The sequence below is a fragment of the Seohaeicola saemankumensis genome (assembly GCF_042678485.1).
Classification (GTDB): Bacteria; Pseudomonadota; Alphaproteobacteria; order Rhodobacterales; family Rhodobacteraceae; genus Seohaeicola; species Seohaeicola saemankumensis.
The window spans coordinates 59389-83287 of record NZ_JBHTKR010000001.1 but is presented as its reverse complement, the minus strand read 5'-3'; the positions used below and the strand labels follow the sequence as shown (position 1 = coordinate 83287).

Below are 23899 nucleotides of genomic sequence, written 5' to 3'. Positions count from 1 at the left end.
TGGCCGCGAACCGCTGTATACACAGCCTTGTGACGCAATCCATCTTCCGTTTGCCGCGTTTCATGATCACATCATCCATGATCGGCAACGCGTTGATGCGGACCGACGCCCGCAACCGGGCCAGTACAAGGGCAAGCACATGACACGCAGAGCACTGAAAACCACCACAGCCAGCATACTGGCGATCTCGCTCATACAGCCTTACCCAGCAATGTCGCAGATACGTGCGCCAGAGGCGAGTTTTGCACAACAAAAATCCGATTTTTGGGCAAAAGAGCGCATTTATCTTGCACAAACGGCAGCGCCAACCTGCTTTACCGCAGGTGCGGTCGATACCGCGCGCTGCGACATCGGCATGATGCGCGCAGAGCTTGAAGCGCTTTTGCAGAACGGTCTGGCCGAGGCCGCGGACCGGCCCGCCGAGGACGCTGAAACAGCGGCCTTGACGCTGGAAGACCGGATCGGACTGCTGAGCGCGGCCATCGAAACCGCCGAACGCGAAGCGGCTGAGGCTGAGGCGGCGCGTGTGGCGCAAGCGGAAGCCGAAGCTGCCGCGCAGGCAGAGGCCGAAGCCGCTGCGCAAGCCGAAGCTGCCGCACAGGCAGAGGCCGACAAGGCAGCGCAAGCCGAAGCCGAAGCCGCAGCACAGGCAGAGGCCGACAAGACCGCACAAGCCGAAGCCGAAGCCGCAGCACAGGCAGAGGCCGACAAGGCCGCGCAGGCGGAAGCCGAAGCTGCCGCACAGGCAGAGGCCGACAAGACCGCGCAGGCGGAAGCCGAAGCCACAGCACAGGCAGAGGCCGACAAGGCCGCGCAGGCGGAAGCCGAAGCCGCAGCACAGGCAGAGGCCGACAAGGCCGCGCAGGCGGAAGCCGAAGCCGCAGCACAGGCAGAGGCCGACAAGGCCGCACAAGCCGAAGCAGAAGCCGCAGCACAGGCAGAGGCCGACAAGACCGCGCAAGCCGAAGCAGAAGCTGCCGCACAGGCAGAGGCCGACAAGGCCGCACAAGCCGAAGCAGAAGCTGCCGCACAGGCAGAGGCACTGGCAACAGAGGCGCAAGAGGCCGAAGCCTCTGCCCTCAAGGATGCCGAGATCATTGCCGAACAGACCGAAACGCAGGAACTTGCGGCTGTAACGGCCACGACAGACAGCGAAACGCAGGCCCCTGCCGGCGAAGTCAGCACCGAAGTGGTGACCGCCGAAGAGACCCGCAGCAGCGATCAGGAATTCGCAGCCCCCGTCAACCGCAGCGCCGAGGCGCCGCGCGCTGAAAGCAACGGGCTGTCGAACCTTGAAAAGGCCGGGCTGCTGGCACTTGGCGCGCTGGCCGTGGGCGCCATCATGAAGAACGGCCAGCGTGTTGCCGCGACGTCCGGCGACCGCGTGATCGTCGAGGATAATTCGGGCCGCTTCCAGGTCCTAAAGGACGATGATGCGCTGATCCGGCAGCCGGGCTCGACGGTCGAGACTCGACGCTTCGATGACGGGTCCAGCACCACTAGCGTCACCCGCGACGATGGCTCGCGCGTGGTCACCATCCGCGATGCGTCCGGCCGCGTGCTGCGCCGGTCTGTTGTCGATACGCTGGGCCGGGAGACCCTGCTGATCGACGACATCACGCAGGTGGCGCCGGTCAATACCGCCATCCTGCCGCCGGCGCCGCAACGCCAGTTGACAGTCGGCGACCGGACCGACAGCGATGCCCTTCGCGCCGCCCTGCGCGCCGCCGAGGCGCGCGATCTTGGCCGCAACTTCAGCCTGCGCCAGGTGCGCGAGATCGTCGAGGTCCGCGAACTGGCTCCGGAAATCAGCCTTGAGGATATCACCTTCCGCTCGGGCTCGGCGGCGATCCAGCCAACCGAGGCCGAACAGTTGCGCGAAATCGGCCTGCTGATGCGCCAGATGATCCGCGACAACCCGCGCGAGATCTTCCTGGTCGAGGGCTATACCGATGCGGTGGGCAGTGCGGCGATGAACCTGCTGCTGTCGGACCGTCGCGCCGAAAGCGTGGCGCTGGCACTGACGGAATATTTCGACGTGCCGCCCGAGAACATGGTGGTGCAGGGCTATGGCGAAAGGTTCCTGAAGATCCCGACGCTGGAGGCGGAACGGCTGAACCGTCGCGTCGCCGTGCGCCGGATCACCAGCCTGATCGCCCCGCGCTGAAGCGTCCCGCCGATCGGTCAAACAATGAAAGACCCGTCCGCAGTGGCGGGTCTTTTGACGTCTGCCAAGGCTCAGGCCACGCCAAACGATCCGAGGAAACGGTCCACCGCATGGGCAATCGCCTCGGACGGGTCGTCGGGCGTGGGCACCTGGTAGATATGGCGGCGGATGCCGATATAGACGATGCCGCCATGCAGGTTCCAGATATCCTCCATCTGCGGATCGACGGGGCTGGGGGCGGCGGCGCGGATCTCGTCCAGCAGCGGATGCAGGATGACCGTGCCCATGTGATGCAGATAACGCCGGTTCAGCTCGGCCCCGGCCAGACCGGAGAACATGAAGATCCGCATCCATTCATATTCGAAGATCAACTGGCTGTATTCAGTATAGAATGTCAGCAGCCGGTCGCGCAGCGGCACCGACCGATCGGTCAGGCGGCGCGGCCAGTCATCGGACAGACGGTCCAGATAGACATGCGCGTAAACCGCCTCGATGATTTCGGCCTTGTTGGCGAAATAGTTGAACAACAGCGATTGCGTGATCCCCAGCCGCTTGGCCAGATCACGGGTTTTCCCCTCAAGCCCCACATCGGCAAAGAACGTCACCGCGCCTTCGACGATCTGGCGACGACGCTCTTCGGGCGGAAGGCGGCGGCGCTCGACCGGCTCTGCGGCGGTGATATCGGAAGAGGTCTGATCCATCAAACAGCCTTACTCTCAAAGCGCGCGAAGATTCCACTTGCAAAACTATGCGATTTATAGATCATTCGATCAATAGGGTTGATCAACTGATCAACAAGCCCGGAGGAGCGGGCGCCTGGAGGGAGGATTCAGCATGAAGGCTTTGGCGGGCGGCTATGCCCGGGCAAGGGATGTTGCGCACGCGCTGGACCTGTTGGCCGAGGCTGACGGGATGGGCCGCGTGCTGGCGGGCGGGCAAAGCCTGATCGCGGCGATGAACATGCGGCTGAGCACCGGCGACATGCTGGTGGACATCTCTCGGATCGAGGCCCTGCGCGGGGTGACCACCGAGGGGGACAGCCTGCGGATCGGCGCCCTGACCCGTCATGCGGAAATCGGCACTGATCCTTTGGTGGCCCGGCACGCGCCCTTGCTGGTGCAGGCGGTGCATCACATCGCACACGCCGCCATTCGCAACCGTGGCACGATCGGCGGCTCTCTGGCCCATGCCGACCCCGCCGCCGAATTTCCCGCCTGTGTGCTGGCGCTTGGCGGCACGATGCATCTGCAAGGCCCCGATGGCGCACGCAGCGTCGCAGCCGATGATTTCTTTGTCGATATCTTCGAAACCGCGATCGCGCCGGGCGAGATCCTGACAGCCATCACCCTGCCCCTGGCCGAAGCTGGCGAACGCCATGTGCTGATCGAAACCGCGCGGCGGTCGGGCGATTACGCGCTGGCGGGGCTGTGCCTTGTCAAACGCGCCGCAGGCCACCGCCTGTCGGCCTTTAGCGTCGGGCCGCGCCCGGTTCTGGCGGTGGCTGCGATGTCGCGGCTGGATGCCGGCGATCACGCCGGGGCCGTGCAGGCGCTGCGCGACGAACTCGATCCACCCAGCGACACCCAGGCCAGCGCCGCCTATCGCCGCCATCTGGCCGGTGTGCTGCTGCCCCGCGCCCTGCACCAGCTAGAGGGAGAGACCGCATGACCGAGGCGTTTCGCGACCGTATCGACATCGCCCTGACCGTGAACGGTGAACCGGTCGAGGCGCGCGTGCCCGCGGGCCGCCACCTTGTCGATTTCCTGCGTCTTGATCTGGGGCTGACCGGCACCCATGCGGGGTGCGAACATGGCGTTTGTGGCGCCTGCACGATCCAGGTTGACGGCCAGGCCGTGCGCGGCTGCCTGATGCTGGCCGCACAAGCCGACGGGGCCGAGGTCTGGACCCTCGAAGGGCTGACCGAACAGGGCGTGATCCGAGACCTGCAAGAGGCTTTCGTGGCGCGCAACGCGCTGCAATGCGGCTATTGCACGCCGGGGATGCTGGCCTCGATCAAGGAATTGCTGGACATAGGTGGCGTGCCGGACCGGGCCACGATCCGCGAGCATCTATCGGGCAATTACTGCCGCTGCACCGGCTATGAGGCGATCATCGACGCGGTCGAGACCGTGGCGCAGGCACGTGCCGGAAAGGGGGCAGCATGACCATTTCCTTTGGCAATCCGGACCGCCCCAACAGCTATATCGGCAAGACCGTGCCGCGCCCCAACGCGCCGCGCCTGGTGCAGGGCCGTGGCAAATATGTGGACGATATCGTGCTGCCGCGCATGGCGCATGTGGTCTTTGTCCGTAGCCCCCATGCCCATGCGAGGATCGGCGCCATCGACACGGCCGAGGCGGCCGCGGTGAAGGGTGTACTTCGCATCTTCACGGGCGCACAGATCGCAGAGGTCTGCACGCCATGGGTCGCTGTTCTGGCGCATCTCAAAGGGCTGAAATCGCCGCCGCAGCACGCTTTGGCGGTGGACCGCGCCTGCTGGGTGGGCGAGCCTGTAGTGGCCGTCGTCGCGACATCCCGCGCGGCAGCCGAAGAGGCCGCGGCGCTGGTCGAGGTGGATTACGATCCCCTGCCCGCCGTGACCGACATGATGACAGCGCTGGACGCCGCAACCCCTGTTCTGCATCCCGACATGGGCGACAACCTGGCCTTCCGCCGCCTGCATGAGGAAGGCGACGTAGAGGCGGCTTTCGCCAGCGCCCACAAGGTCGTCGAGGCGCGTTTCAAGACCGCGCGCCATACCGGCGTGACGCTCGAGCCGCGCTCGATCCTGGTGGACTGGAACCCCGCCGAGGGGCAGATGACCGCATGGCACGCCACGCAGGCCCCGCATATGATGCAGACGGTCTTCGCCAAGCATCTGGACCTGCCCGAAGGCCGTGTGCGGGTGATCTGCGACGATGTGGGCGGATCCTATGGCATCAAGGTGCATGTCTACCCCGACGAGGTGGCGACGGCGGCGATTGCCAGGATCATGGCGCGCCCGATCAAGTTCGTGGCGGACCGGCTGGAAAGTTTCACCACCGACATTCACGCCCGCGACCACGAGATCGGGGGCCGGATCGCTGTGGACAAGGACGGCAAGATCCTTGCCATGGATATCGATGACTGGACCGCGATCGGCGCCTATTCGGTCTATCCGCGCACATCCGCGATCGAGGGTAATCAGGTCGTGAACCTGTGCGGCGGGCCCTATGATTTCGCCAATTACCGCGCGCAAACCTCGGTCGTGTTCCAGAACAAGACACCGACCTGCCAGTATCGCGCGGTGGGCCATCCCATCGCCGTGGCAGTTACCGAAGGGCTGGTGGACATGGCCGCCGCCGCCATCGGCATGGACCCGGTCGAGATCCGGCGCCGCAATCTTTATGCCGATGACGCCTATCCCGTCACATCCCCCGCCAAGATGCGGTTCGAAGGGCTGTCGCATCACGCCAGCCTGAACAAGCTGCTGGAGCTGATGGATTACGACGCACTGCGCGCCGAACAGGCGGAATTGCGTAAAAAGGGCATTCACCGCGGCATCGGGATCGCCAGTTTCATCGAACTGACCAACCCGTCCCCGTTCATGTACGGAATCGGCGGTGCGCGGATCTCGGCGCAGGATGGCTGCACCGTGCGGATGGACCCGGACGGGTCCATCGTGGCGCTGTCGGGTGTGACCGAACAGGGCCAGGGGACCGAGGCGATGCTGGCGCAGATCGTGGCCGAAGGCGTGGGCGTGGCCCCTGCCCGCGTGCGCGTGATCACCGGCGACACGCAGGTGACCCCCTATGGCGGCGGCACCTGGGCGTCACGCGGGGCGGGCATCGGCGGCGAGGCGGCGCTGCAATCGGCGCTGGCGCTGAAGGCGTCGATCCTCGAGGTGGCGGGCGCGATGCTGCAATCGCCTGCTGACGCGCTGGACATTCGGGACGGTCAGGTGGTGGACAGCACGACCGGCGAGGCGCGGATGCCATTGGCGGAACTGGGCCGTATCGTCTATTTCCGGGGCGACACCCTGCCCAAGGGCCTGCCGCGCGAACTTGTGCAGACCCGGCATTTCATCACCTCGGACTATCCTTTTGCCTTCACCAACGGGGTGCAGGCCAGTTACCTTGAGGTTGATACCGGCACCGGCGAGGTGAAGCTGCTGAAACACTGGTGCGTCGAGGATTGCGGGCGCATCATCAACCCGCAACTGGTCGACGAACAGATCCGGGGTGGCATCGTCCAGGGTCTGGGTGGCGCGCTTTACGAGGAAATCCACTATGATGCGGATGGCCAGCTTCTGAACGGGTCGATGGCCGACTACCTTGTGCCGATGGCGGCCGAGATGCCCGACATGATCGTGGGCCATGTGGAAACCCCCACGATGGAAAGCACCCTTGGCGCCAAGGGCGCAGGCGAGGCGGGCACCGCCGGTGCCCCCGCCGCCGTGATGAACGCGATCAACGACGCGCTGCGCCCGATGGGGGCGCAGGTCACCGCCATGCCCTTTACCCCGGAGCGCATCCTGCGCGCGATGGGACATATCGAAGACTGACGAAACCGCGCACCGCAGAGGAGGCGGGGCGCAAATGGGAGGGAAAGACATGAAATTCTCGACACTTACGGCAGCAACGGCGCTGGCGGTCCTTGCAGGCGGCTGGGCTTCGGCGCAGCAGACCATCACGGTCAACATCGGCTCCAGCCACCCGGAGGCAAATATCTGGGTCTATGCGATGAAGAACACCTTCCAGCCCGAGGTGGATCGCATCCTGGCCGAAGGCGGCGCCTACAAGATCAACTGGTCCGAGGCCTATGGCGGCACGCTTTACAAGTTCACCGACACCCGCGAGGCGGTGATGGACGGGATCGTGGATGTGGGCATGGTCGGCACCGTCTGGGAAGGTGCGACGATGCCGCTTCAGAACGTGACCTATTTCACGCCCTTCGCCACGCCCGACCACAAGATGATCATCGAGATCTTCGACGAGCTGAGCGAAAGCCTGCCCGAACTGCGCGACAGCTGGTCGGACAACAACATGGTGCACCTGTCCTCGCTGATCACCGACAGCTATGACATCTACGCCAACTTCCCCGTGAACAGCATGGCGGACCTTCAGAACCGCAAGCTGAACGCGCCCGGCACCTCGGCCAACTGGTTGCAGGGCACGGGGGCCACGCCCGTCGATGGGGCGCTGACCACCTATTACACCAATATCCAGACCGGTGTGACCGAAGGGGCGCTGTCCTTTGCATCGGGCATCCTGCCGACGCGCGTCTACGAAGTGGCGCCCGAACTGACCCGCGTGGGCATCGGGTCGATGTATTTCGGCGGCATCGCGGCCAACAAGGACTTCTTTGCAGGTCTGCCCGAACCCGTGCAGGCCGCGTTCCGCGATGCGGCCAAGGCCACATCCGTGGCGCATGGCGACTATGTGCAGCAACTGGCCGACCGCGCCATGACCGAGATGCAGGCCGCCGGTCTGACCGTGCATGAACTGCCCGCCGATCAGAAGGCGGCATGGGTTGAAAACCTGCCCAATATCGTCGCACCCTGGCTGGAACAGACCGGCGAGGCCGGCAAGACCGTCCTCAAGGCCTATTTCAGCGCCCTGCGCGAGCGTGGCGCGACCCCCTTGCGCAACTGGGACGAAGGTCTCTGACAGGCGCATCCTGACATGAACACCCCCCGTCCGGGCACGACCCGGGCGGGAGACCAACAGCCTGGCATGGGCGCAGAAAGGCAGCAGATGGCAACGCAGGAGCCGACAGACAGAACAGCGGGCCCGCGCTTTTCCGAAGCCCCTGTCGGCGCGACACTGGGACTTGCGGCGGCACTTCTGTCCAGTATCGGAACAGTCTGGATCGGCGGGCTGATGCTGCTTGTCGTGGCCGACGTGATCGGCCGGAATTTCATGAATGCCCCCATCACCGGCGTATCCGAGATTGCCGCCCGCTCGGTCGTGGCCATCGTGTTCCTGCAAGTCTCGCACGCGATCCTGCAGGGCCGTCTGACGCGGGCCGATTTCCTGATCCGGCGCATCGGCACCCATCTTCCCCTGGCGCGCCGCAGTCTTGAGGTCGCCTTTGCCCTGGCCGGCGCCATCGTCTTTGCGCTGATTGTCTGGTCCTCCTGGGGCAAGACGGCCAGCAGCTGGACCACGGCCGAATTCTTCGGCGTGCAGGGGGTCTTCACCATCCCGACATTCCCGTTTCGCGCCATCACGATCATCGGCGCCTTGCTGGCCTGCCTGTGCTGTCTCTATCGGGCTGCCAACATGACCGAGCAGCCTGAAAGCGCCGAGACATGACCACACTTGCCATCGGGTTCCTGCTGATCGCGCTTCTGGTGGCGCTGGTGCTGCTGGGCATGCAGATCGCCTATGCGCTGTTCGGCGTGGCCTTCCTGGGTATCTGGATCATCCGCGAGAATATCACCCTGGCCTTCCGCATGCTGGAACTGACGGCCTATAGCGGGATCGCGGATTACCTGTTCGCCACCATCCCGCTGTTCGTGCTGATGGGCTTGCTGGTCAGCGTCTCGAACGTGGGCCGCGACACCTTCGAAGTGGCCGAGGAATTGCTGCGCCGGATGCTCTGCGGGCTGGGCGTGGCCACGGTCGCCGCGAACACGGTGTTTGCCGCCGTGACCGGCGTGTCCATCGCATCGGCCGCCGTGTTCACGCAGGTGGCCGTGCCCGAGATGACGCGCCATGGTTACAGGCCGGCCTTTGCCGCCGGCACGGTGGCGGGCAGTTCCGTTCTGGGCATGATGATCCCGCCAAGCCTGCTGCTGATCATCTATGGCGTGCTGGCCGAAGTCTCCATCGGGGGCATGTTCATCGCGGGCATCGTGCCCGGCATGCTGATGGCCTTCGGCTTCGTGATCATGCTGATGCTGATGGCGCTGCTGATGCCCCGCTTTGTCTTCACCGATCCCGAGGCCGCCCGTACCCGTCGCCTTGACCAGAACGGGCCAAAAATGCCGCTGCGCGTGATGCTGTCCAAGATGATCCCCATCGTGGCGCTGGTGCTGCTGGTGCTGGGCGGGCTTTACAGTGGCTTTTTCACACCGACCGAAGCCGGCGGCGTGGGCGCCTTCGGCGCGCTGATCATCGCGCTGGCCCGGCGCAGCCTGACAAGGGGCAAGCTGTGGGAGGTGATGAAGCAGACCGGCGCGATTTCGGTGTCGATCCTGTTGCTGCTGATCGCGGCCAGTTTCTACTCGCGCATGCTGTCCATCGCGGGCCTGCCCGCCGCCATCGCGGATCTGGTGCAATCGGGCGGGTTCACGCCGCTGGGCTTTCTGGTGCTCTACGCGGTGATCATCCTTCTGATGGGCATGATCCTGGACAGCACCTCGATCCTGCTGATCATGGTCCCGATCGCCGCCCCCATCGCGCAGAGCCTGGGGATCGACCTGATGCAATTCGGGATCATCACCGTGATCGCGGTCGAGATCGGGTTGCTGACGCCCCCTTTCGGGATCTCGGTCTTCACGGTGCACAACACCCTGGACCGCAGCGATGTGACGGTGGAACAGATCTTCACCGCCACCCTGCCTTTCATTCTGGTGATGCTGGCAGTTCTGGTTCTGGTGGCGCTGGTGCCGGCAACCGCCACGGTTTTCCTGTAACGCGATCAGGCCGCATGCTGCGGCGATGTTTCCCCTTGCCGCATTGCACAGCACAGGATTACGCTGTGTCTGCGGTTGCGTCTTTAGCTGTACTGACCCCGTTTTCCCATGTCCCGCGCGCATGTTTTCAAACCTGTGACCGCTTGGAAACCGAGAAAAGGGAAACATCATGAAACGCAACGTTCTGAGCCTAGTATCCATCGCCTGCCTGGCGGTCGCCGGCTGCGAGACAATGACACGGGAAGAACAGATGGTCGTGGGCGGTCTGACCGGGGCCACCGTTGGCCTGGTGACCGCCAATGCCTTTGACGCCAATACCAACTGGAAGATCATCGCCGTACTGGCCGGTGCTGCCGCGGGAACCCTGGTCGCACGCAACAACGCGACGGCGCAATGCGCCTACGCCGTGGGTAACGGCACCTACCGCATTCTGCCCTGCCCGTAAGGCCCTGCCCTTGCACATGACGGTTCGGGTCTGCGATTTCCCGGACCGCCCGACCGCCAGGGCGAGACGAATCGTGCATGGCGGCGATGTCAGCATCCACCCGCATCACGGCCGGAAACATCGACTTGCCCGAAGGCCGGACGGGGTTTGACGGGGTTTGAACGGGTCTTGAACGGGGCAAATGATTTGGCGCGACAGAATATTGCCAGATATCGCGCCCAAAGCCACCATTTGACCGCGTCAACCTCTTGCTATCAAAATTTGGTAAGCTAAAATTACCAAATGCGCTGAATGGCGGCCACTCAGGTCATGACATGACGGGGAGATGAGGGGCCTTCGGACAAATCCTGGCGCAAATGGGAGGAGTATCATGACTGAAAAAACCAATATGAACCGCCGTTCGTTCCTCAAGCGCACCGCGCTTGGCGGCGGCGCAGTGGCAGGCACGCTTGCCGCTCCGGCCGTTCTGGCGCAGGCGCCGATCGTGCTGAAGATGCAGACGTCCTGGGGCGCTGGCAACATCTGGCAGGAAATGGCGCAGGACTATGCCGACCGTGTCGACCAGATGTCGGGCGGCCGCCTGAAGATCGACCTGCTGCCGGCTGGCGCAGTCGTGGGCGCCTTCCAGGTGCTGGATGCGGTGAACGATGGCGTTCTGGACGCGGCCCATTCGGTGCCGGTCTACTGGTACGGCAAGAACAAGGCCGCATCGCTGTTCGGCACCGGCCCGGTGTTCGGCGGCTCGGCCACCACGATGCTGTCGTGGTTCTACGAGGGCGGCGGCAAGGCGCTTTATGACGAACTGACCCGTGACATCATGGGCCTGGACGTCGATGGCTACATGGGTTTCCCGATGTTCGCCCAGCCCTTCGGCTGGTTCAAGCAAGAGGTGAACACCGTTGCCGACCTGCAGGGCTTCAAGTACCGCACCGTGGGCCTGGCCGCAGACCTTCTGCAGTCGATGGGCATGGCTGTCGCACAGCTTCCGGGTGGCGAAATCGTCCCCGCGATGGAGCGTGGCGTGATCGACGCGTTCGAATTCAACAACCCTTCGTCGGACAAGGATTTCGGCGCCCATGACGTGGCGAAGAACTACTACCTGTCCTCCTATCACCAGGCGTCGGAAAGCTTTGAATTCCTGTTCAACAAGCTGACCATGGAAGACCTGCCGGACGATCTGCGCGCCATCGTGAAATATGGCGTCGAGGCCGTGTCGACCGCGAACACCGCCAAGGCGATGCGCCGCTATTCGGCCGACCTGAAGTGGCTTCAGGAAGAGGCCGGCGTCACCGTGCGCCGCACCTCGAAAGAGATTCTGGCCGCGCAGATCCAGGCCTGGGACAAGCTGATTCCGGTTCTGGAAGAAGATCCGTTCATGAAGAAGTGCCTCGACAGCCAGCGCGCCTGGGTGGAACAGGTCACCTATTACGAGATCATGAACGCGCCGGATTATGCCCTGGCCTATGACCACTATTTCCCCGGCAAGCTGGCACTCTGAGCCCTTGACCGTTCGGAACTGACACGACCCCGGCGGCACGGTCGCCGGGGTCATTCGCAACACATGCATGAGGTGACAGCGTGATCAGCTTCATCCGTTTTGCCGACAACCTGTCGGCCTGGTTCGGCAAGGCTTTTGCCTGGCTGATCATCATGATGGCCGCGGGCACCGGCTACGAGGTCTTCGTGCGCTACGTGCTGAACGACCCGACAGCATGGGCGCTTGACGTGTCCTTCATCATGTATGGCACATTGTTCATGATGGGCGGGGCCTATACCCTGTCGCGCGGTGGGCACGTGCGGGGCGATTTCCTCTATCGCCTCTGGCAACCGAAGACCCAGGCCAAGGTGGACCTTGTCCTCTACATCATCTTTTTCTTCCCCGGCATTCTGGCCCTGGTCTTTGCAGGCTGGAAATACGCGGCCCGCTCCTGGCAATATGCCGAGGTGTCGGTGAACAGCCCCGCCGGTATCCCGATCTATCAGTTCAAGACAGTCCTCGTCGCCGCAGGCCTTCTGCTTCTGGTGCAAGGCGTGGCCCAGGTGATGCGCTGCATCCTGGCCATCCGCACCAATGAATGGCTCGCCGCCGAAGAAGATGTCTTCGAGACCGAAGACCTCCTGATGCAAAAGGCCGCTGCGGCCGAGAAGGACGCGCATCCATGACCGATCCTCAAATCGCCCTGATGATGTTGGGGCTGTTCATTGTCTTTGTCTTCCTCGGCTTCCCGATTGCCTTCACACTAATGGCGATGGGCATCGGCTTTGGCTACTATGCCTATTTCGACGAAGGTCGGATGTGGCGCTCGTTCAACCGCCTGACCGAAGATGCCGGCTGGTGGGACCAGACATCGCTCTGGGTGGAAGGGTTCTTCAACAACCGGATTTTCGACCTCTTCGTGAACCAGACATATACCGTCATGTCCAACGAAGTGCTGACGGCCGTGCCGCTGTTCCTGTTCATGGGCTACATCGTGGAACGCGCCAATATCGTCGATCGGCTGTTTTCCACCCTCAACATCGCGTCGCGCAACGTGCCCGGCTCGATGGGTGTGGCCGCGCTGGTCACCTGCGCGCTGTTCGCGACAGCCACGGGCATCGTGGGCGCCGTGGTGACGCTGATGGGTCTGCTGGCCCTGCCGGCGATGCTCAAGGCGCGCTACGACCCGTCCTTCGCCTCGGGCATCATCTGCGCGGGCGGCACGCTGGGCATCCTCATTCCGCCCTCGATCATGCTGATCGTCTATGCGGCCGCATCGAACGTGTCGATCGTGCGGCTTTATGCGGCGGCCCTGTTGCCGGGCCTGACGCTGGTGGGCCTCTATCTGGTCTATATCATTGGCCGGTCGATCCTGCAGCCGTCGGTCGCGCCCAAGCCCACCAAGGAAGACATTCCCGATGTTGCCTTCGGCAAGCTCATGGGGATGGTCCTGACCTCGTTCCTGCCGCTCGCCTTCCTGATCCTGGCCGTGCTCGGCTCGATCCTGCTGGGCCTGGCCACCCCGACCGAGGCCGCCTCGATCGGGGCCCTGGGCGGCATCCTGCTGGCCTTCATCTACCGGGCGATGACATGGCAGCGGATGCGCGAATCCGTCTATCTGACGGTGCGCACGACGGCGATGGTCTGCTGGCTGTTCGTGGGCTCCTACACTTTCTCGGCTGTATTCTCCTACCTGGGTGGCGAGCATATCATCTCGGAATTCGTGCAAAGCCTCAGCCTTGAGCCCTGGCAGTTCCTGATCCTGGCGCAGCTGATCATCTTCCTGCTGGGCTGGCCGCTGGAATGGTCCGAGATCATCATCATCTTCGTGCCGATCTTCCTGCCGCTGCTGGCCTTCTTCAACATCGACCCGCTGTTCTTCGGCATCCTTGTGGCGCTGAACCTGCAAACCAGCTTCCTGACACCGCCGATGGCAATGTCGGCCTATTACCTCAAGGGGATCGCCCCGCCCGAGATCAAGCTGACGCAAATCTTCTCGGGGGTGATGCCCTTCCTGGTCTGCGTGATCATATCCATGGCGCTGATGTATGCCTTCCCGCAGATCGTCTTCCACCTCCCCGAGGCGATGTATGGGAAATAAGACCGCCCTGCTGACGCTCGACACGCTGGAACTGCGGGCCCGGCTTGCCTCTGGCGCGGTCTCCGCGCTGGAGGTGACCGAAGCCTGTCTGGACCGGATCGCCGCGCGGAACGAGGCCGTACAAGCCTGGGCCTGGATCGACCCGGAGTTCGCCCGCGACCAGGCCAGACGGCTGGATACCCACCGCAAGGCGGGGCGCCCCCTTGGCGCCCTGCACGGGCTGCCGGTTGGGGTCAAGGATGTGATCGACACGGCCAAGCTGCCCACAGAAAACGGCTGCGCGCTGGATGCCGGCCGCGTGCCCCTGCAGGATGCTTTCGTTGTCGAGCGTCTGAAACAGGCGGGCGCGGTGATCCTGGGCAAGACGGTCACGACTGAACTGGCCTTCATGCAGTCCGGCAAGACGCGCAATCCGCATAACCCGGAACATACGCCGGGTGGATCTTCCTCCGGGTCGGCGGCGGCGGTGGCCGATCTGCAGGTGCCCTTCGCGATCGGCACCCAGACCGGCGGGTCGGTGATCCGCCCTGCCTCGTATTGCGGTGTGACCGGGTTCAAGCCAAGCTTCGGCGCGATCCCGCGGCGCGGCGTTCTGATGCAATCCCCTTCGCTGGATACGGTGGGCGTCTTTGCCCGCTCGCCCCTTGATGCGGCCCTGCTGGCCGAGGCGCTGTTCGGCTACGATCCGCAGGACAGCGCCACCAGCCCGGCACCCCTGCCGCATCTTCTGGACGTGGCGCGCACCGATCCGCCGGTCAAGCCGCTTTTCGCCCTGATCAAGCCGCCCGGCTGGGCCGATGCCGACCCGCAACTGCACGCCGCATTCGCGGAACTGGCCGAGGCGCTTGGCGATCAGGTCTTCGAGGCAGAATTGCCTGCCGCCTTCGATCAGGCTGCGGCCCTGCGCGAACAGATCAACTTTGCCGAAATGGCGCGCTGCTATTATCGCTACAGCCGCGACGGGATGGACCAGCTTGGGCCACGGACACGCGAAGCGATGGACAAGGGCGCCAACATCCTGGCCCGCGACTATCTGGCAGCACTGGACTGGCGCGCGGTGTTCGGCGCCGCCATGGACGAGGTCTTCGAACGTTGCGACGCCATCCTCTGCCCTGCCGCGACCGGGCCCGCGCCCCTGGGCCTGGAGTTCACGGGCAACGCGATCTTCAACGGGCTGTGGACGATGCTGGGCACGCCAGCCATCACGATCCCCGCCTTCACGGCCGAAAACGGCCTGCCGATGGGCCTGCAACTGGTCGGCCCATGTGGGCAGGACGCCCGCCTTCTGCGTAATGCACATTGGTTCACACGCTGGCTGGATGACGCCCGCGGCTGACGAAAGGAAAACCCGATGAACAAGCTTCTCGCTCTCTTCGCCTTCGCAATATTTGCCGCGTTTCTTTTCATCCTAGCCTACCGGCTGGGTGAACTGGACCTCTGGGTCATCACGGTTCTGACCCTGGCGCTTGCGGGCTATGACTTCCTGACATCGGCGCGCAAGAAAGACTGAGCCATGTCCCGTCCCGTTCTCTGGATCCCGCGCCGCCTTTCGGACGCGACACTGGCGCGCGCGCGGCGCGACTATGACGTGATCGTCAAAGCCGATGATACGCCGGGCACGGCCGACGAAATCATCGCGATGAGCGCGCAGGTCGATGCGATGATCCCCTGTCATTCGGAACATTTCAGCGCCGATGTGGTGGCCCGCCTGAACCCGCGTCTGAAGATCCTGGCCAATCATTCGGTCGGTGTGGATCATTGTGATCTTGCCGCACTGTCCGGGCGCGGGATCGTGGTGACCAACACGCCGGACGTGCTGTCGGATGCCACGGCAGAGATCGCGATGCTTCTGATGCTGGGTGCCGCGCGCCACGCCGTGACGGGTGATCGCATCGTGCGCAGTGGCGCCTGGGACAGCTGGTCCCCCTCGTTCATGGTGGGCACGCAAGTGACCGGGGCGCGGCTGGGGATCGTGGGCATGGGGCGTGTGGGTCGGGCCTTTGCCCGCAAGGCGCGCGGCTTCGACATGGAAATCCACTATCACAACCGAACCCGCCTTGATCCGGCCGAGGAGCAGGGCACGATCTGGCATGAAACCCTGCAGACGCTTCTGCAACAAGCGCAGTTCCTGTCGCTGCATTGCCCCGCGACGCCCGCGACGCGCGACCTGCTGAATGCGAAAACCCTCGCGATGCTGCCAGGTGGCGCAATTGTCGTCAACACGGCGCGCGGCGCACTTGTGGACGAAGATGCGCTGATCGCCGCCCTGGACAGCGGACATGTCGCTGCCGCGGGCCTTGATTGCTTCAAGGTGGAGCCGGGCGGCAACCCTGCGCTGGCAAAGCACGAGAATGTGTTCATGCTGCCGCATATCGGCTCGGCCACGCGGGCGACCCGCGATGCAATGGGATATCGGGCGCTCGACAATCTTGATGCCTTTTTTGCCGGGCACGCCCCTGCCGATCGTGTGGCCTGACAAGGTCTGCAGCCGACCACCAGGCACTCAGCGCACCAAGAATTCGGCATGCAGGGCACCGGCGGCCTTGATGCTTTTCAGAATGTCCATCATGTCGCGCGGCGAGACCCCCAGCGCATTCAGTCCTGCCACGACTTCGGACAGGGATGCGCCCGACGGGATCTCGGCCAGGCCGATTTCGGGCTCGGCTACTTTCCACGCACCACCGTGGTGGCCGCCTGCAATGATCTTCTTCCGTTTGATGATGACTGGTGACGCATTCGACTGCGTGCCCATCTCCACCACCTGCTTACTCACCCAAGGGCAGGTTTAGCCGATCAGGGATTGACAGGCTGTTAACATCGACAATTGACGGGAAATTGCCGGATGCGCCAAAGCAACAGTCACCACATGCGCGCGTCAGCGGGGTGTTCCACCCTCGCCCAGGTCCCAGAACACACCCGCCATCAGGCGCAGCGCGTCGCGGCAAACCGGTTTCAGGACATGCTCGTCGGGCGCGTGCTGTGAACAGCCCCGATAGGAATGCGGCACCCAGACCGTTGGCAACCCGAGAATATCGCTGAAGCAGTCATTGGGAAGCGATCCGGCGAGGTTCGGCAGGATATGGGGCGCCTGTCCCGCGCTGCGGGTCAGGCTGTCAGCCACGAACCTGACCCAGGGATGATCCGGCGCAAGGCGCGTCGCATTGAAGAAACCGCGATCATGCGGCACGATGCCGACCTTGTGAAACCCCTGCGCGTCCAGATGCCGGCGCAACGCGGGCAGGATGTCCTCGGGGTCGGTGCCAACCACAAAGCGCAACTGGCAAGTCGCGCGGGCATGGGCGGAAATCGCGTTGACCGGCGCCTCTGGCACACCGCTTTTCATGGCCAGAATGGCAAAACTGTTCCAGCCATAGGCGCGTTCGACCGGGGTCAGGCTTTCCTCGCCCCAATCGGTATCTATGGCCGGGCCATCCGTGCTGTCGATGGGCAGATCATGCAACGCGGCCCGTACCGCAGGCGTCAGGCTTTCCGGGCGCCAGGCGGGAATACGGATCTGGCCCCTCGTGTCGGTGATGGTCGACAGGGCCTGCACCAGGATCATCGCAGGATCGGCCAGCAATCCACCCCAATTGCCGGAATGATGCGCCCCATCGCGCAGATCGGCGACCAGATCGAAGGTCACCCCACCGCGCGATCCCATGAACATCGTGGGCACATCCGGTTGAAGACGCGGCCCGTCCGAGGCGATCAGCACATCGGCCTTCAGCATGTCGCGATGTGCGGCGAAGAACGCGGCCAGTCCGGGCGATCCGGTCTCCTCGCTCATTTCGATCACGACCTTGACGTTGAACCCCAGGCTGCCGCGCGTGGCCAGCACCGCCTCGAGTGCGGCGATATTGATCAGATGCTGGCTTTTGTTATCCGCCGTGCCGCGCCCGTACAGGCGATCGCCCTCCTCGACCAGCCGGAAGGGATGCAGCCCCGCGCGCCACTGATCCGTCTGGGCGCGGATCACGTCGCCATGGCCATAGGTCAGGATCGTGGGAAGATCCGCGCCCTCGTGCCGTTCTGCCGTCAGAAGCGGGCCACCCTTCGGTTCGGGGTTGGCATGGATCTGGCAAACGAAGCCCATCGCGGAAAGCCGTGGCACCATCGCGTCGGACAGGTAGCGGGCCAGCTCGCCCGCCTGATCAGGGTTCTGGCTTTCGGTTTCATAGGCCACGAGCCCCGCCAGATCGGACTGGAAACGGCCGCTCTGGAAGTAATCGGTGACCGAGGCGGTGGCGGCATCACGGCTCATGGTTGATCTGTCCCTGTCCTGTACGAAGACCCCGCGCGGGGCCATTGCGGCAGAGTAAACCACGCGCCGCCGCTCTTCGCCATGGGGGATCTGTGCTAAAGCCGACAGCGCAGGTGGCGACCCTTTTCGATCCGGGGCCGGCATGATCCGGCCTATTCGGCGGCAATCGGCGGCCGGGTTTCCGCCGGGATCGGGCAGGTGTAGGGAAAGGCCGCAAGGTGATCGAGATGGACCTTTTTGGCCGCAGCCCGCAAAACATCGCTGAGGATCACGGACCGTGCGGTGGCCGCCATCACCTTGGCCGCATGCACCATGCCCTTGTGGGCGAACGGCGCCTTGCCCTGTGCGGTCTGCTGCCAGGTGTGCAGCGGCGTGCCCATCGCCGCGGTTGCCACCCTGGCCTGCACCGTCGGCACCGCCCAGCTGACATCGCCCACATCGGTCGATCCCATCCCGCCCGCAAACGGCCGGTCCAGCGGTGCGATGAAGTCGCACAGCGCCAGATCGTAATCAGGCTTCATGCTTAGACGGTGGAACACGTCGGCGATGTCTTCGGGCGTCAGCGTCTTGCGGATCTCGCGGGCAAAGGCCATGTCGGCCGCGTCGAAGGGCACCGGGCCAAGGCTGTCGAAGGCGGCCTGCATCGCCTCTTCCAGGGGACGGTTGCCGACAAGGTTCGACACGGCCGAAAACACCTGCGAGGCGACCTTGGTGCCCGACATCAGCGCGGCGCCATCCGCGATCGCGCGCACGCGCGCCACCAGATCGGACAGCCCCTTGAGATCGCGCGCGCGGATCAGTTGCCGCACCGTTGCCTTGGCCTGCACCACGTTGGGCGCGGACCCGCCCGCATCCAGATAGGCATAATGCACCCGCGCATCATCCGGCATGTGTTCGCGCATGTAATTCACGCCGATATTCATCAGCTCCACCGCATCCAGGGCCGAACGCCCCAGTTCCGGCGCGGCGGCGGCATGGGCCGCCTTGCCGGTGAAGGTGAAATCAATGCGGGTATTGGCCAGCGAGCGCGCATCATCCACACCGTTGAAACTGGCCGGATGCCAGGTGATCGCGACATCCACATCTTCAAAGAGCCCGTCGCGCACCATGTAGGTCTTGGCAGCACCGCCTTCTTCCGCCGGGCAGCCATAGTAGCGCACCCGCCCCGCGATGCCTTCGGCGGCCAGCCAGTCCTTGATCGCCGTGGCCGCAAGCATCGCCGCCGACCCAAGCAGGTTATGCCCGCAGCCATGCCCGAACCCCGAAGGGTCGATCATCCGGGGCTCGGCCAGGCCGGGCTGCTGGCTCAGGCCGGGCAGCGCGTCATACTCGCCCAGAATCGCGATCACAGGCCCGCCCTCGCCGGCCTCGCCGATGACGGCGGTGGGAATTTCGGCCACGCCTTGCGTTACGCGGAAACCTTCGGCTTTCAGCATCGCGGTGTGTTCGGCGCAGGACCGGACCTCGGTATAAGCGATCTCGGGCGTGTCGAACACGCGGTCGGCCAGACCGATGAAGGCCTCGCGCTTGGCGTCTACATGGGACCAGATCGGGTTCTCGTTGGTGTTGGACATGCTCAAATCCTTGTAATCCGGGCGTTGTCGGGCATGCCGGAACGCTAGTCGGCTCGCTTGTCCGCCTCAAGCCTCGATCTGATCGCAGGCGCAGGAATGTCGGGGGGAATGCCCGCTGGCGGCAGTGCCGGTTCCTGGTTCCCTACCGCGCACCATTTATAAAAAAGAACATTACTGCAAAAACTATATATTTTTTATTCGCGTCACATTGCTGCACATACCGGGCACACCCAAACAGGAGACTGCCAGCATGGACCCGATCATCGCTATCGCCACCACCATCCTGACCCAGATACAGCAACCCACCCTTGCCTTTCTGATCGGGGGCATGGTTCTGGCCGCCCTGGGCAGCCGCCTCGAGGTGCCCGAACCCGTCTACAAGCTGATCGTCCTGCTGCTGCTGCTGAAGGTCGGGATGGGCGCGGGGATCGCGGTGCGCAAGGCGGATCTTCTGGCGCTGGCCGTCCCGGCCCTTGGCGCGGCCCTGGCGGGGATCTTGATCGTGCTGCTGGGGCGTCTGGTGCTGCTGCGGCAACCCGGGGTGTCCGAAATGGACGGCATGGCGACTGCGGGCCTTTTCGGGGCTGTATCAGCCTCGACCCTAGCGGCGGGGATGGCGATGCTGGACGGGGCGGGCATGGCCTATGAGGGTTTCATCGGCGCGCTTTACCCCTTCATGGACATTGCCGCCCTGCTGACCGCGATCCTGCTGGCCCGGATGAGCGCCGAGCGCAAGGCCGCCCGTTCCGTCATGCCGCAAGGCGGTGTCGCGACCATGACCATGGGGCAAGGCGGCGGCACGGGCCATGGCGACATCATGCGCGAAATTCTGGTCGATACGCTGAAAAGCCCCGCAATCTCGGCGCTGCTGCTGGGCCTGGGTCTTGGACTTCTGGCGCGGCCCGAAGCTGTCTATGCCAGCTTCTACGAGCCGCTGTTCCGGGGCCTGCTGTCACTTCTGATGCTGGTGATGGGCATGGAAGCCTGGTCAAGGCTGGCGGATCTGCGCAAGGTCGCCCATGTCTATGTGATCTACGGGCTGGCGGCACCGCTGGTGCATGGTCTGATCGGGTTCGGCATCGGGCTTGCAGCCCATCACCTGACGGGTTTTTCCGCCGGGGGTGCTGTGTTGATGGCGGTCATGGCCGCTTCCAGTTCCGACATCTCGGGGCCGCCAACCCTGCGGGCCGCATTGCCCGAGGCCAACCCGTCAGCCTATGTTGGCACCTCGACCGGGCTAGGCACACCGGTGGCGATCCTGTCAATCCCGCTCTGGATTGCCCTGGCAGAAGCTTTGATCGGTGCATGACAAAGCACAAACTGCCCTGGTTCCTGGTGATATTCGTGGGGCTGGCCATTCTGGGCAACACCGGGCTGGTGCCATCGGTGATCATGGCGGGCGCCTCGGACGCATCGCGCTGGTGCCTTGTGGTGGCGATATCGGCCCTGGGCGTGCGGACAAGTCTGGCAGAAATCGCGCGGGTCCGGCCCTCCTATGGTGCGATCATCCTTGTCGAACCCCTGTTCCTGTTGGGGCTTGGCCTGCTGTTCATCTGGACCATCGACCTTTAGGCAGCGGGGCTGGACACACCTGTCGGCGCGGCCTAGCGTTTCCGCATGACAAGGCCCGACCCCACGACGAACACACATCCTGACGATGCCCTGGCCGGCATCGAGGTGACGGCTGCATTCGAACGCTTCCGCCAGCGCAACGACATCTTCACGCGGGCCTTCTGGGACAGCCGCGTCAGAACCGAAAAGACCGACCGTTTCTTTGCCTCCTACCGGATCGAGGCCGCCCCGCGCCGTAGCGACGGCTTTCAGCAGCGGGACTTTGCCCTGCGCAATGCCGCCTGGCTGGTGTCCGACATCCTGTCGTCCCGCAGCGCGGACGAGGGCCTTCGTGAAGGATTTCAGGCCCCGATCCGGTCCGACACCGAGGTCGCCCGCGACCAGGTGCCCGTCGACGACCCAAGCCGCATGAGCGATGAGATCAAACGCATAGCCCGGTTCTTCGGCGCGGACCTGTGCGGCATCACAAGGTTCGACGAACGCTGGCAATATGCCACGCGCGTAGATACCCGCGATATGAGCGAGGCCCCGAACGACCTGCCCGAGGGCATCTGCAACGTGATCGTCCTGGGTCACCAGATGGACGCGGCGCTGGTCGCCACCTATCCTTCGGCACTGGCCGGGGCCGCAACCGGGCGCGAATACAGCCATGAGGCCGCGATCGTCATGCAGCTGGCGGCCTATATCCGCAACCTGGGATATGAGGCCATCGCGTCGATGAACGATACGGGTCTTGCCATTCCCTATGCATTGCAGGCCGGATTGGGCGAATATGCCCGCAACCAGATGGTGATCACCCCCGCCTTCGGCCCGCGGCTGCGGTTTTCCAAGATCTACACCAACCTGCCTTTGCACCATGACCGCCCGCGCAAGCTGGGCGTGGCCGAATTCTGTGCGATCTGCACCAAATGCGCCGATGCATGCCCGGTCAAGGCCCTGCCCTACGGGCCACCAATGGCAGACCACAAGAATGTATCCGCCATTCGCGGCGTCAGGAAATGGACTTCGGACGCGGAACGATGCTTCGGATTCTGGGCCAGCATGGCCTCGGATTGCGCGATCTGCATGCGCGTCTGCCCCTTCAACCGCGACGTCACGCGGCTGCGCCACCGGCTATGGCGGCGCCTGGCACTGTCGCCGCTACGCAAGCTTGCGCTCTGGCTGGATCGCGGGCGTGGGCAACGGGTGAAACCCGCCGACTGGTGGCAGGAACAGCCCTAGAACTGCCATCGCACCGGCCGTTCCCCGGCCGCCTACACCCAGCAGGGCGCATCATCAATCAGCCTAATTTTAGGGCTTTTTCCAAAATAACCGCCCAGTTTTTGTTCACTTAAAAAACTGACCGTATTTAGGGCAGTTATTTCGACGGTTGCCACTATTCAAAGCAGAATGAAATCGCTCTGACGCCGGGAATGGTGCCACGACAAGGGAGAATGTCATGAGCGGTGCAGATACAGCATGGGTAATGGTCACGACAGCGCTGGTTCTTTTCATGACGCTACCGGGACTTGCCTTGTTTTATGGCGGTCTGGTGCGCGCACGCAACGTGCTGAGCGTGTTCATGCATTGCTTCGCGATCGCGGCCCTGATGAGCATTCTGTGGGTCATCGCCGGCTATTCCATCGCCTTCGGCAGCGATAATCCGGTCTGGGGCGGGCTGGGGCGCGCCATGCTGATAGGTGTCACCGGCGCGACCGAATTCGGATCCATCCCCGAGGTGGCCTTCATCACCTTCCAGATGACCTTTGCCATCATCACACCGGCCCTGATCGTGGGCGCCTATGTCGAACGGATCGGTTTTGGCTTCGTGCTGCTGTTCTCGGCGCTCTGGATGCTGCTGGTCTATGCGCCGGTCACCCATTGGATCTGGGGCGGCGGCTTTCTGGCAGACGGCGGCATTTTCGGCGAGAACGGCGTCAAGGACTTTGCGGGCGGCATCGTGGTGCATGAAACCGCAGGCCTTGCGGCCCTTGTCCTGGCCCTTCTGCTGGGGCCGCGCCTGAACAAGACGACACCCCCGCATAATCCGGGCTACGTGGCGATCGGCGCCGCGATGCTGTGGGTGGGCTGGTTCGGCTTCAACGGCGGATCGGCGCTGGCGGCGGACGGGTCGGCGGCCATGGCAATCCTGGTCACGCATATCTCTGCCGCTGCGGCCTCGCTCAGCTGGGCGCTGTGGGAACGGATCAAGTTCGGACGCTCCTCGCTGGTCAGCATGGTGACCGGCACCATCGCCGGCCTGGCCTCGATCACGCCGGCAGCCGGCGTGGTCGGCCCGCTCGAGGCGCTGGTGATCGGGACGGTCGCGGGCATCATCTGCCAGGAGGCGGTTGTGTTCATCAAGAACCGCACCCGCATTGATGACACGCTGGACGTTTTCGCCGTGCACGGGCTTGGCGGGATTTTCGGCACGCTGATGATCGCGGCCTTCGGTCATGGCCCGTGGCTACCGCAGATCGGCGGGCTTGTGATCGTCGGCGTCTATACCGTGGTCATGACCTATGTGCTGATCCGTATCGTGGCCCTTGTCACCCCGCTGCGCGTGACACCCGAGACCGAAACCAACGGTCTTGATCTGTCGGTGCATGGGGAACGGGCCTACGAGCTCAATTCGTAAGCGTACCATTACGGGCCGGGGCGTCATGGCGCCGCGGCCCGCAAGTTCGGCCAGCCCCCAGCCA

Annotated in this window: 21 protein-coding genes and 2 pseudogenes; 18 read left to right on the top strand and 5 right to left on the bottom strand. The window is 64.0% G+C overall.

Going from position 1 to position 23899, the window contains the following annotated elements; genetic code table 11:
- The first annotated feature begins 139 nt into the window (after nucleotides 1-139).
- Nucleotides 140-2167, top strand: a complete 2028-nt coding sequence (locus ACFQ3C_RS00395) for an OmpA family protein (protein WP_380788086.1) — start codon at nucleotides 140-142, stop codon at nucleotides 2165-2167.
- A 71-nt stretch (nucleotides 2168-2238) separates the two neighbouring features.
- Here the strand turns inward: ACFQ3C_RS00395 and ACFQ3C_RS00390 are convergent, their stop codons facing one another.
- Nucleotides 2239-2868 carry a TetR/AcrR family transcriptional regulator gene (locus ACFQ3C_RS00390; RefSeq protein WP_380788084.1) on the bottom strand — a complete coding sequence of 210 codons (630 nt, stop codon included), beginning with the start codon at nucleotides 2866-2868 and terminating at the stop codon, nucleotides 2239-2241.
- Between the two features lie 133 nt (nucleotides 2869-3001).
- On the opposite strand from ACFQ3C_RS00390, the gene ACFQ3C_RS00385 reads away from it, so the two are divergent.
- From ACFQ3C_RS00385 to ACFQ3C_RS00325, 13 genes are all read left to right on the top strand, one after another.
- Entirely contained in the window at nucleotides 3002-3835 is an 834-nt protein-coding gene (locus ACFQ3C_RS00385; protein WP_380788082.1) for an FAD binding domain-containing protein, read from the top strand.
- Nucleotides 3832-4332, top strand: a complete 501-nt coding sequence (locus tag ACFQ3C_RS00380) for a (2Fe-2S)-binding protein (protein WP_380788080.1) — start codon at nucleotides 3832-3834, stop codon at nucleotides 4330-4332. Before ACFQ3C_RS00385 ends, ACFQ3C_RS00380 begins: the two co-directional genes overlap by 4 nt.
- Nucleotides 4329-6710, top strand: a complete 2382-nt coding sequence (locus ACFQ3C_RS00375) for a xanthine dehydrogenase family protein molybdopterin-binding subunit (RefSeq protein ID WP_380788078.1) — start codon at nucleotides 4329-4331, stop codon at nucleotides 6708-6710. The genes ACFQ3C_RS00380 and ACFQ3C_RS00375 overlap by 4 nt, the downstream gene beginning before the upstream one ends.
- Nucleotides 6711-6759: 49 nt before the next feature.
- Nucleotides 6760-7815 carry a C4-dicarboxylate TRAP transporter substrate-binding protein gene (locus ACFQ3C_RS00370; protein WP_380788076.1) on the top strand — a complete coding sequence of 352 codons (1056 nt, stop codon included), beginning with the start codon at nucleotides 6760-6762 and terminating at the stop codon, nucleotides 7813-7815.
- A gap of 87 nt (nucleotides 7816-7902) precedes the next feature.
- Nucleotides 7903-8463: a TRAP transporter small permease subunit gene (locus tag ACFQ3C_RS00365; protein WP_380788074.1), complete on the top strand. Its 561-nt coding sequence runs from the start codon at nucleotides 7903-7905 to the stop codon at nucleotides 8461-8463.
- A complete protein-coding gene (locus ACFQ3C_RS00360; protein WP_380788072.1) occupies nucleotides 8460-9788 on the top strand; it encodes a TRAP transporter large permease in 1329 nt (442 codons plus the stop codon). The genes ACFQ3C_RS00365 and ACFQ3C_RS00360 overlap by 4 nt, the downstream gene beginning before the upstream one ends.
- Before the next feature lie 169 nt (nucleotides 9789-9957).
- Nucleotides 9958-10233, top strand: coding sequence for a glycine zipper 2TM domain-containing protein (locus tag ACFQ3C_RS00355; RefSeq protein ID WP_380788070.1), 276 nt, complete (start codon nucleotides 9958-9960; stop codon nucleotides 10231-10233).
- A gap of 370 nt (nucleotides 10234-10603) precedes the next feature.
- Nucleotides 10604-11731 (top strand): TRAP transporter substrate-binding protein, encoded by a 1128-nt coding sequence (locus tag ACFQ3C_RS00350; RefSeq protein WP_380788068.1) that lies wholly within the window; start codon nucleotides 10604-10606, stop codon nucleotides 11729-11731.
- An 80-nt stretch (nucleotides 11732-11811) separates the two neighbouring features.
- A complete protein-coding gene (locus ACFQ3C_RS00345) occupies nucleotides 11812-12396 on the top strand; it encodes a TRAP transporter small permease subunit (RefSeq protein ID WP_380788066.1) in 585 nt (194 codons plus the stop codon).
- Entirely contained in the window at nucleotides 12393-13811 is a 1419-nt protein-coding gene (locus ACFQ3C_RS00340) for a TRAP transporter large permease (protein ID WP_380788064.1), read from the top strand. The genes ACFQ3C_RS00345 and ACFQ3C_RS00340 overlap by 4 nt, the downstream gene beginning before the upstream one ends.
- A complete protein-coding gene (locus ACFQ3C_RS00335) occupies nucleotides 13801-15147 on the top strand; it encodes an amidase (RefSeq protein WP_380788062.1) in 1347 nt (448 codons plus the stop codon). The genes ACFQ3C_RS00340 and ACFQ3C_RS00335 overlap by 11 nt, the downstream gene beginning before the upstream one ends.
- A gap of 15 nt (nucleotides 15148-15162) precedes the next feature.
- Complete coding sequence (locus ACFQ3C_RS00330) at nucleotides 15163-15321, top strand: hypothetical protein (RefSeq protein WP_380788060.1); 159 nt, start codon at nucleotides 15163-15165, stop codon at nucleotides 15319-15321.
- Nucleotides 15322-15324: 3 nt separating this feature from the next.
- Nucleotides 15325-16287, top strand: a complete 963-nt coding sequence (locus ACFQ3C_RS00325) for a 2-hydroxyacid dehydrogenase (RefSeq protein ID WP_380788058.1) — start codon at nucleotides 15325-15327, stop codon at nucleotides 16285-16287.
- A gap of 27 nt (nucleotides 16288-16314) precedes the next feature.
- On the opposite strand, the pseudogene ACFQ3C_RS00320 reads toward ACFQ3C_RS00325, so the two are convergent.
- From ACFQ3C_RS00320 to ACFQ3C_RS00305, 4 genes and pseudogenes are all read right to left on the bottom strand, one after another.
- A pseudogene (locus ACFQ3C_RS00320) lies at nucleotides 16315-16473 on the bottom strand (flagellar basal body P-ring protein FlgI); the annotation flags it as partial.
- A pseudogene (locus ACFQ3C_RS00315) lies at nucleotides 16474-16563 on the bottom strand (chemotaxis protein MotB); the annotation flags it as partial.
- A gap of 123 nt (nucleotides 16564-16686) precedes the next feature.
- Entirely contained in the window at nucleotides 16687-18072 is a 1386-nt protein-coding gene (locus tag ACFQ3C_RS00310) for a M20 family metallopeptidase (RefSeq protein ID WP_380788056.1), read from the bottom strand.
- Between the two features lie 152 nt (nucleotides 18073-18224).
- A complete protein-coding gene (locus tag ACFQ3C_RS00305) occupies nucleotides 18225-19646 on the bottom strand; it encodes a M20 family metallopeptidase (RefSeq protein WP_380788054.1) in 1422 nt (473 codons plus the stop codon).
- A 250-nt stretch (nucleotides 19647-19896) separates the two neighbouring features.
- Here ACFQ3C_RS00305 and ACFQ3C_RS00300 point away from each other — a divergent pair, with 250 nt between their 5' ends.
- From ACFQ3C_RS00300 to ACFQ3C_RS00285, 4 genes are all read left to right on the top strand, one after another.
- Complete coding sequence (locus tag ACFQ3C_RS00300) at nucleotides 19897-20955, top strand: sodium-dependent bicarbonate transport family permease (RefSeq protein ID WP_380788052.1); 1059 nt, start codon at nucleotides 19897-19899, stop codon at nucleotides 20953-20955.
- The gene (locus ACFQ3C_RS00295) at nucleotides 20952-21218 is read left to right on the top strand and encodes a putative sulfate exporter family transporter (RefSeq protein WP_380788050.1); all 267 of its coding nucleotides are present in this window, start codon (nucleotides 20952-20954) and stop codon (nucleotides 21216-21218) included. The genes ACFQ3C_RS00300 and ACFQ3C_RS00295 overlap by 4 nt, the downstream gene beginning before the upstream one ends.
- Before the next feature lie 45 nt (nucleotides 21219-21263).
- Nucleotides 21264-22439, top strand: coding sequence for a 4Fe-4S double cluster binding domain-containing protein (locus ACFQ3C_RS00290; protein WP_380788048.1), 1176 nt, complete (start codon nucleotides 21264-21266; stop codon nucleotides 22437-22439).
- Between the two features lie 217 nt (nucleotides 22440-22656).
- Nucleotides 22657-23835 (top strand): ammonium transporter, encoded by a 1179-nt coding sequence (locus ACFQ3C_RS00285; RefSeq protein ID WP_380788046.1) that lies wholly within the window; start codon nucleotides 22657-22659, stop codon nucleotides 23833-23835.
- Nucleotides 23836-23899: the final 64 nt, after the last annotated feature.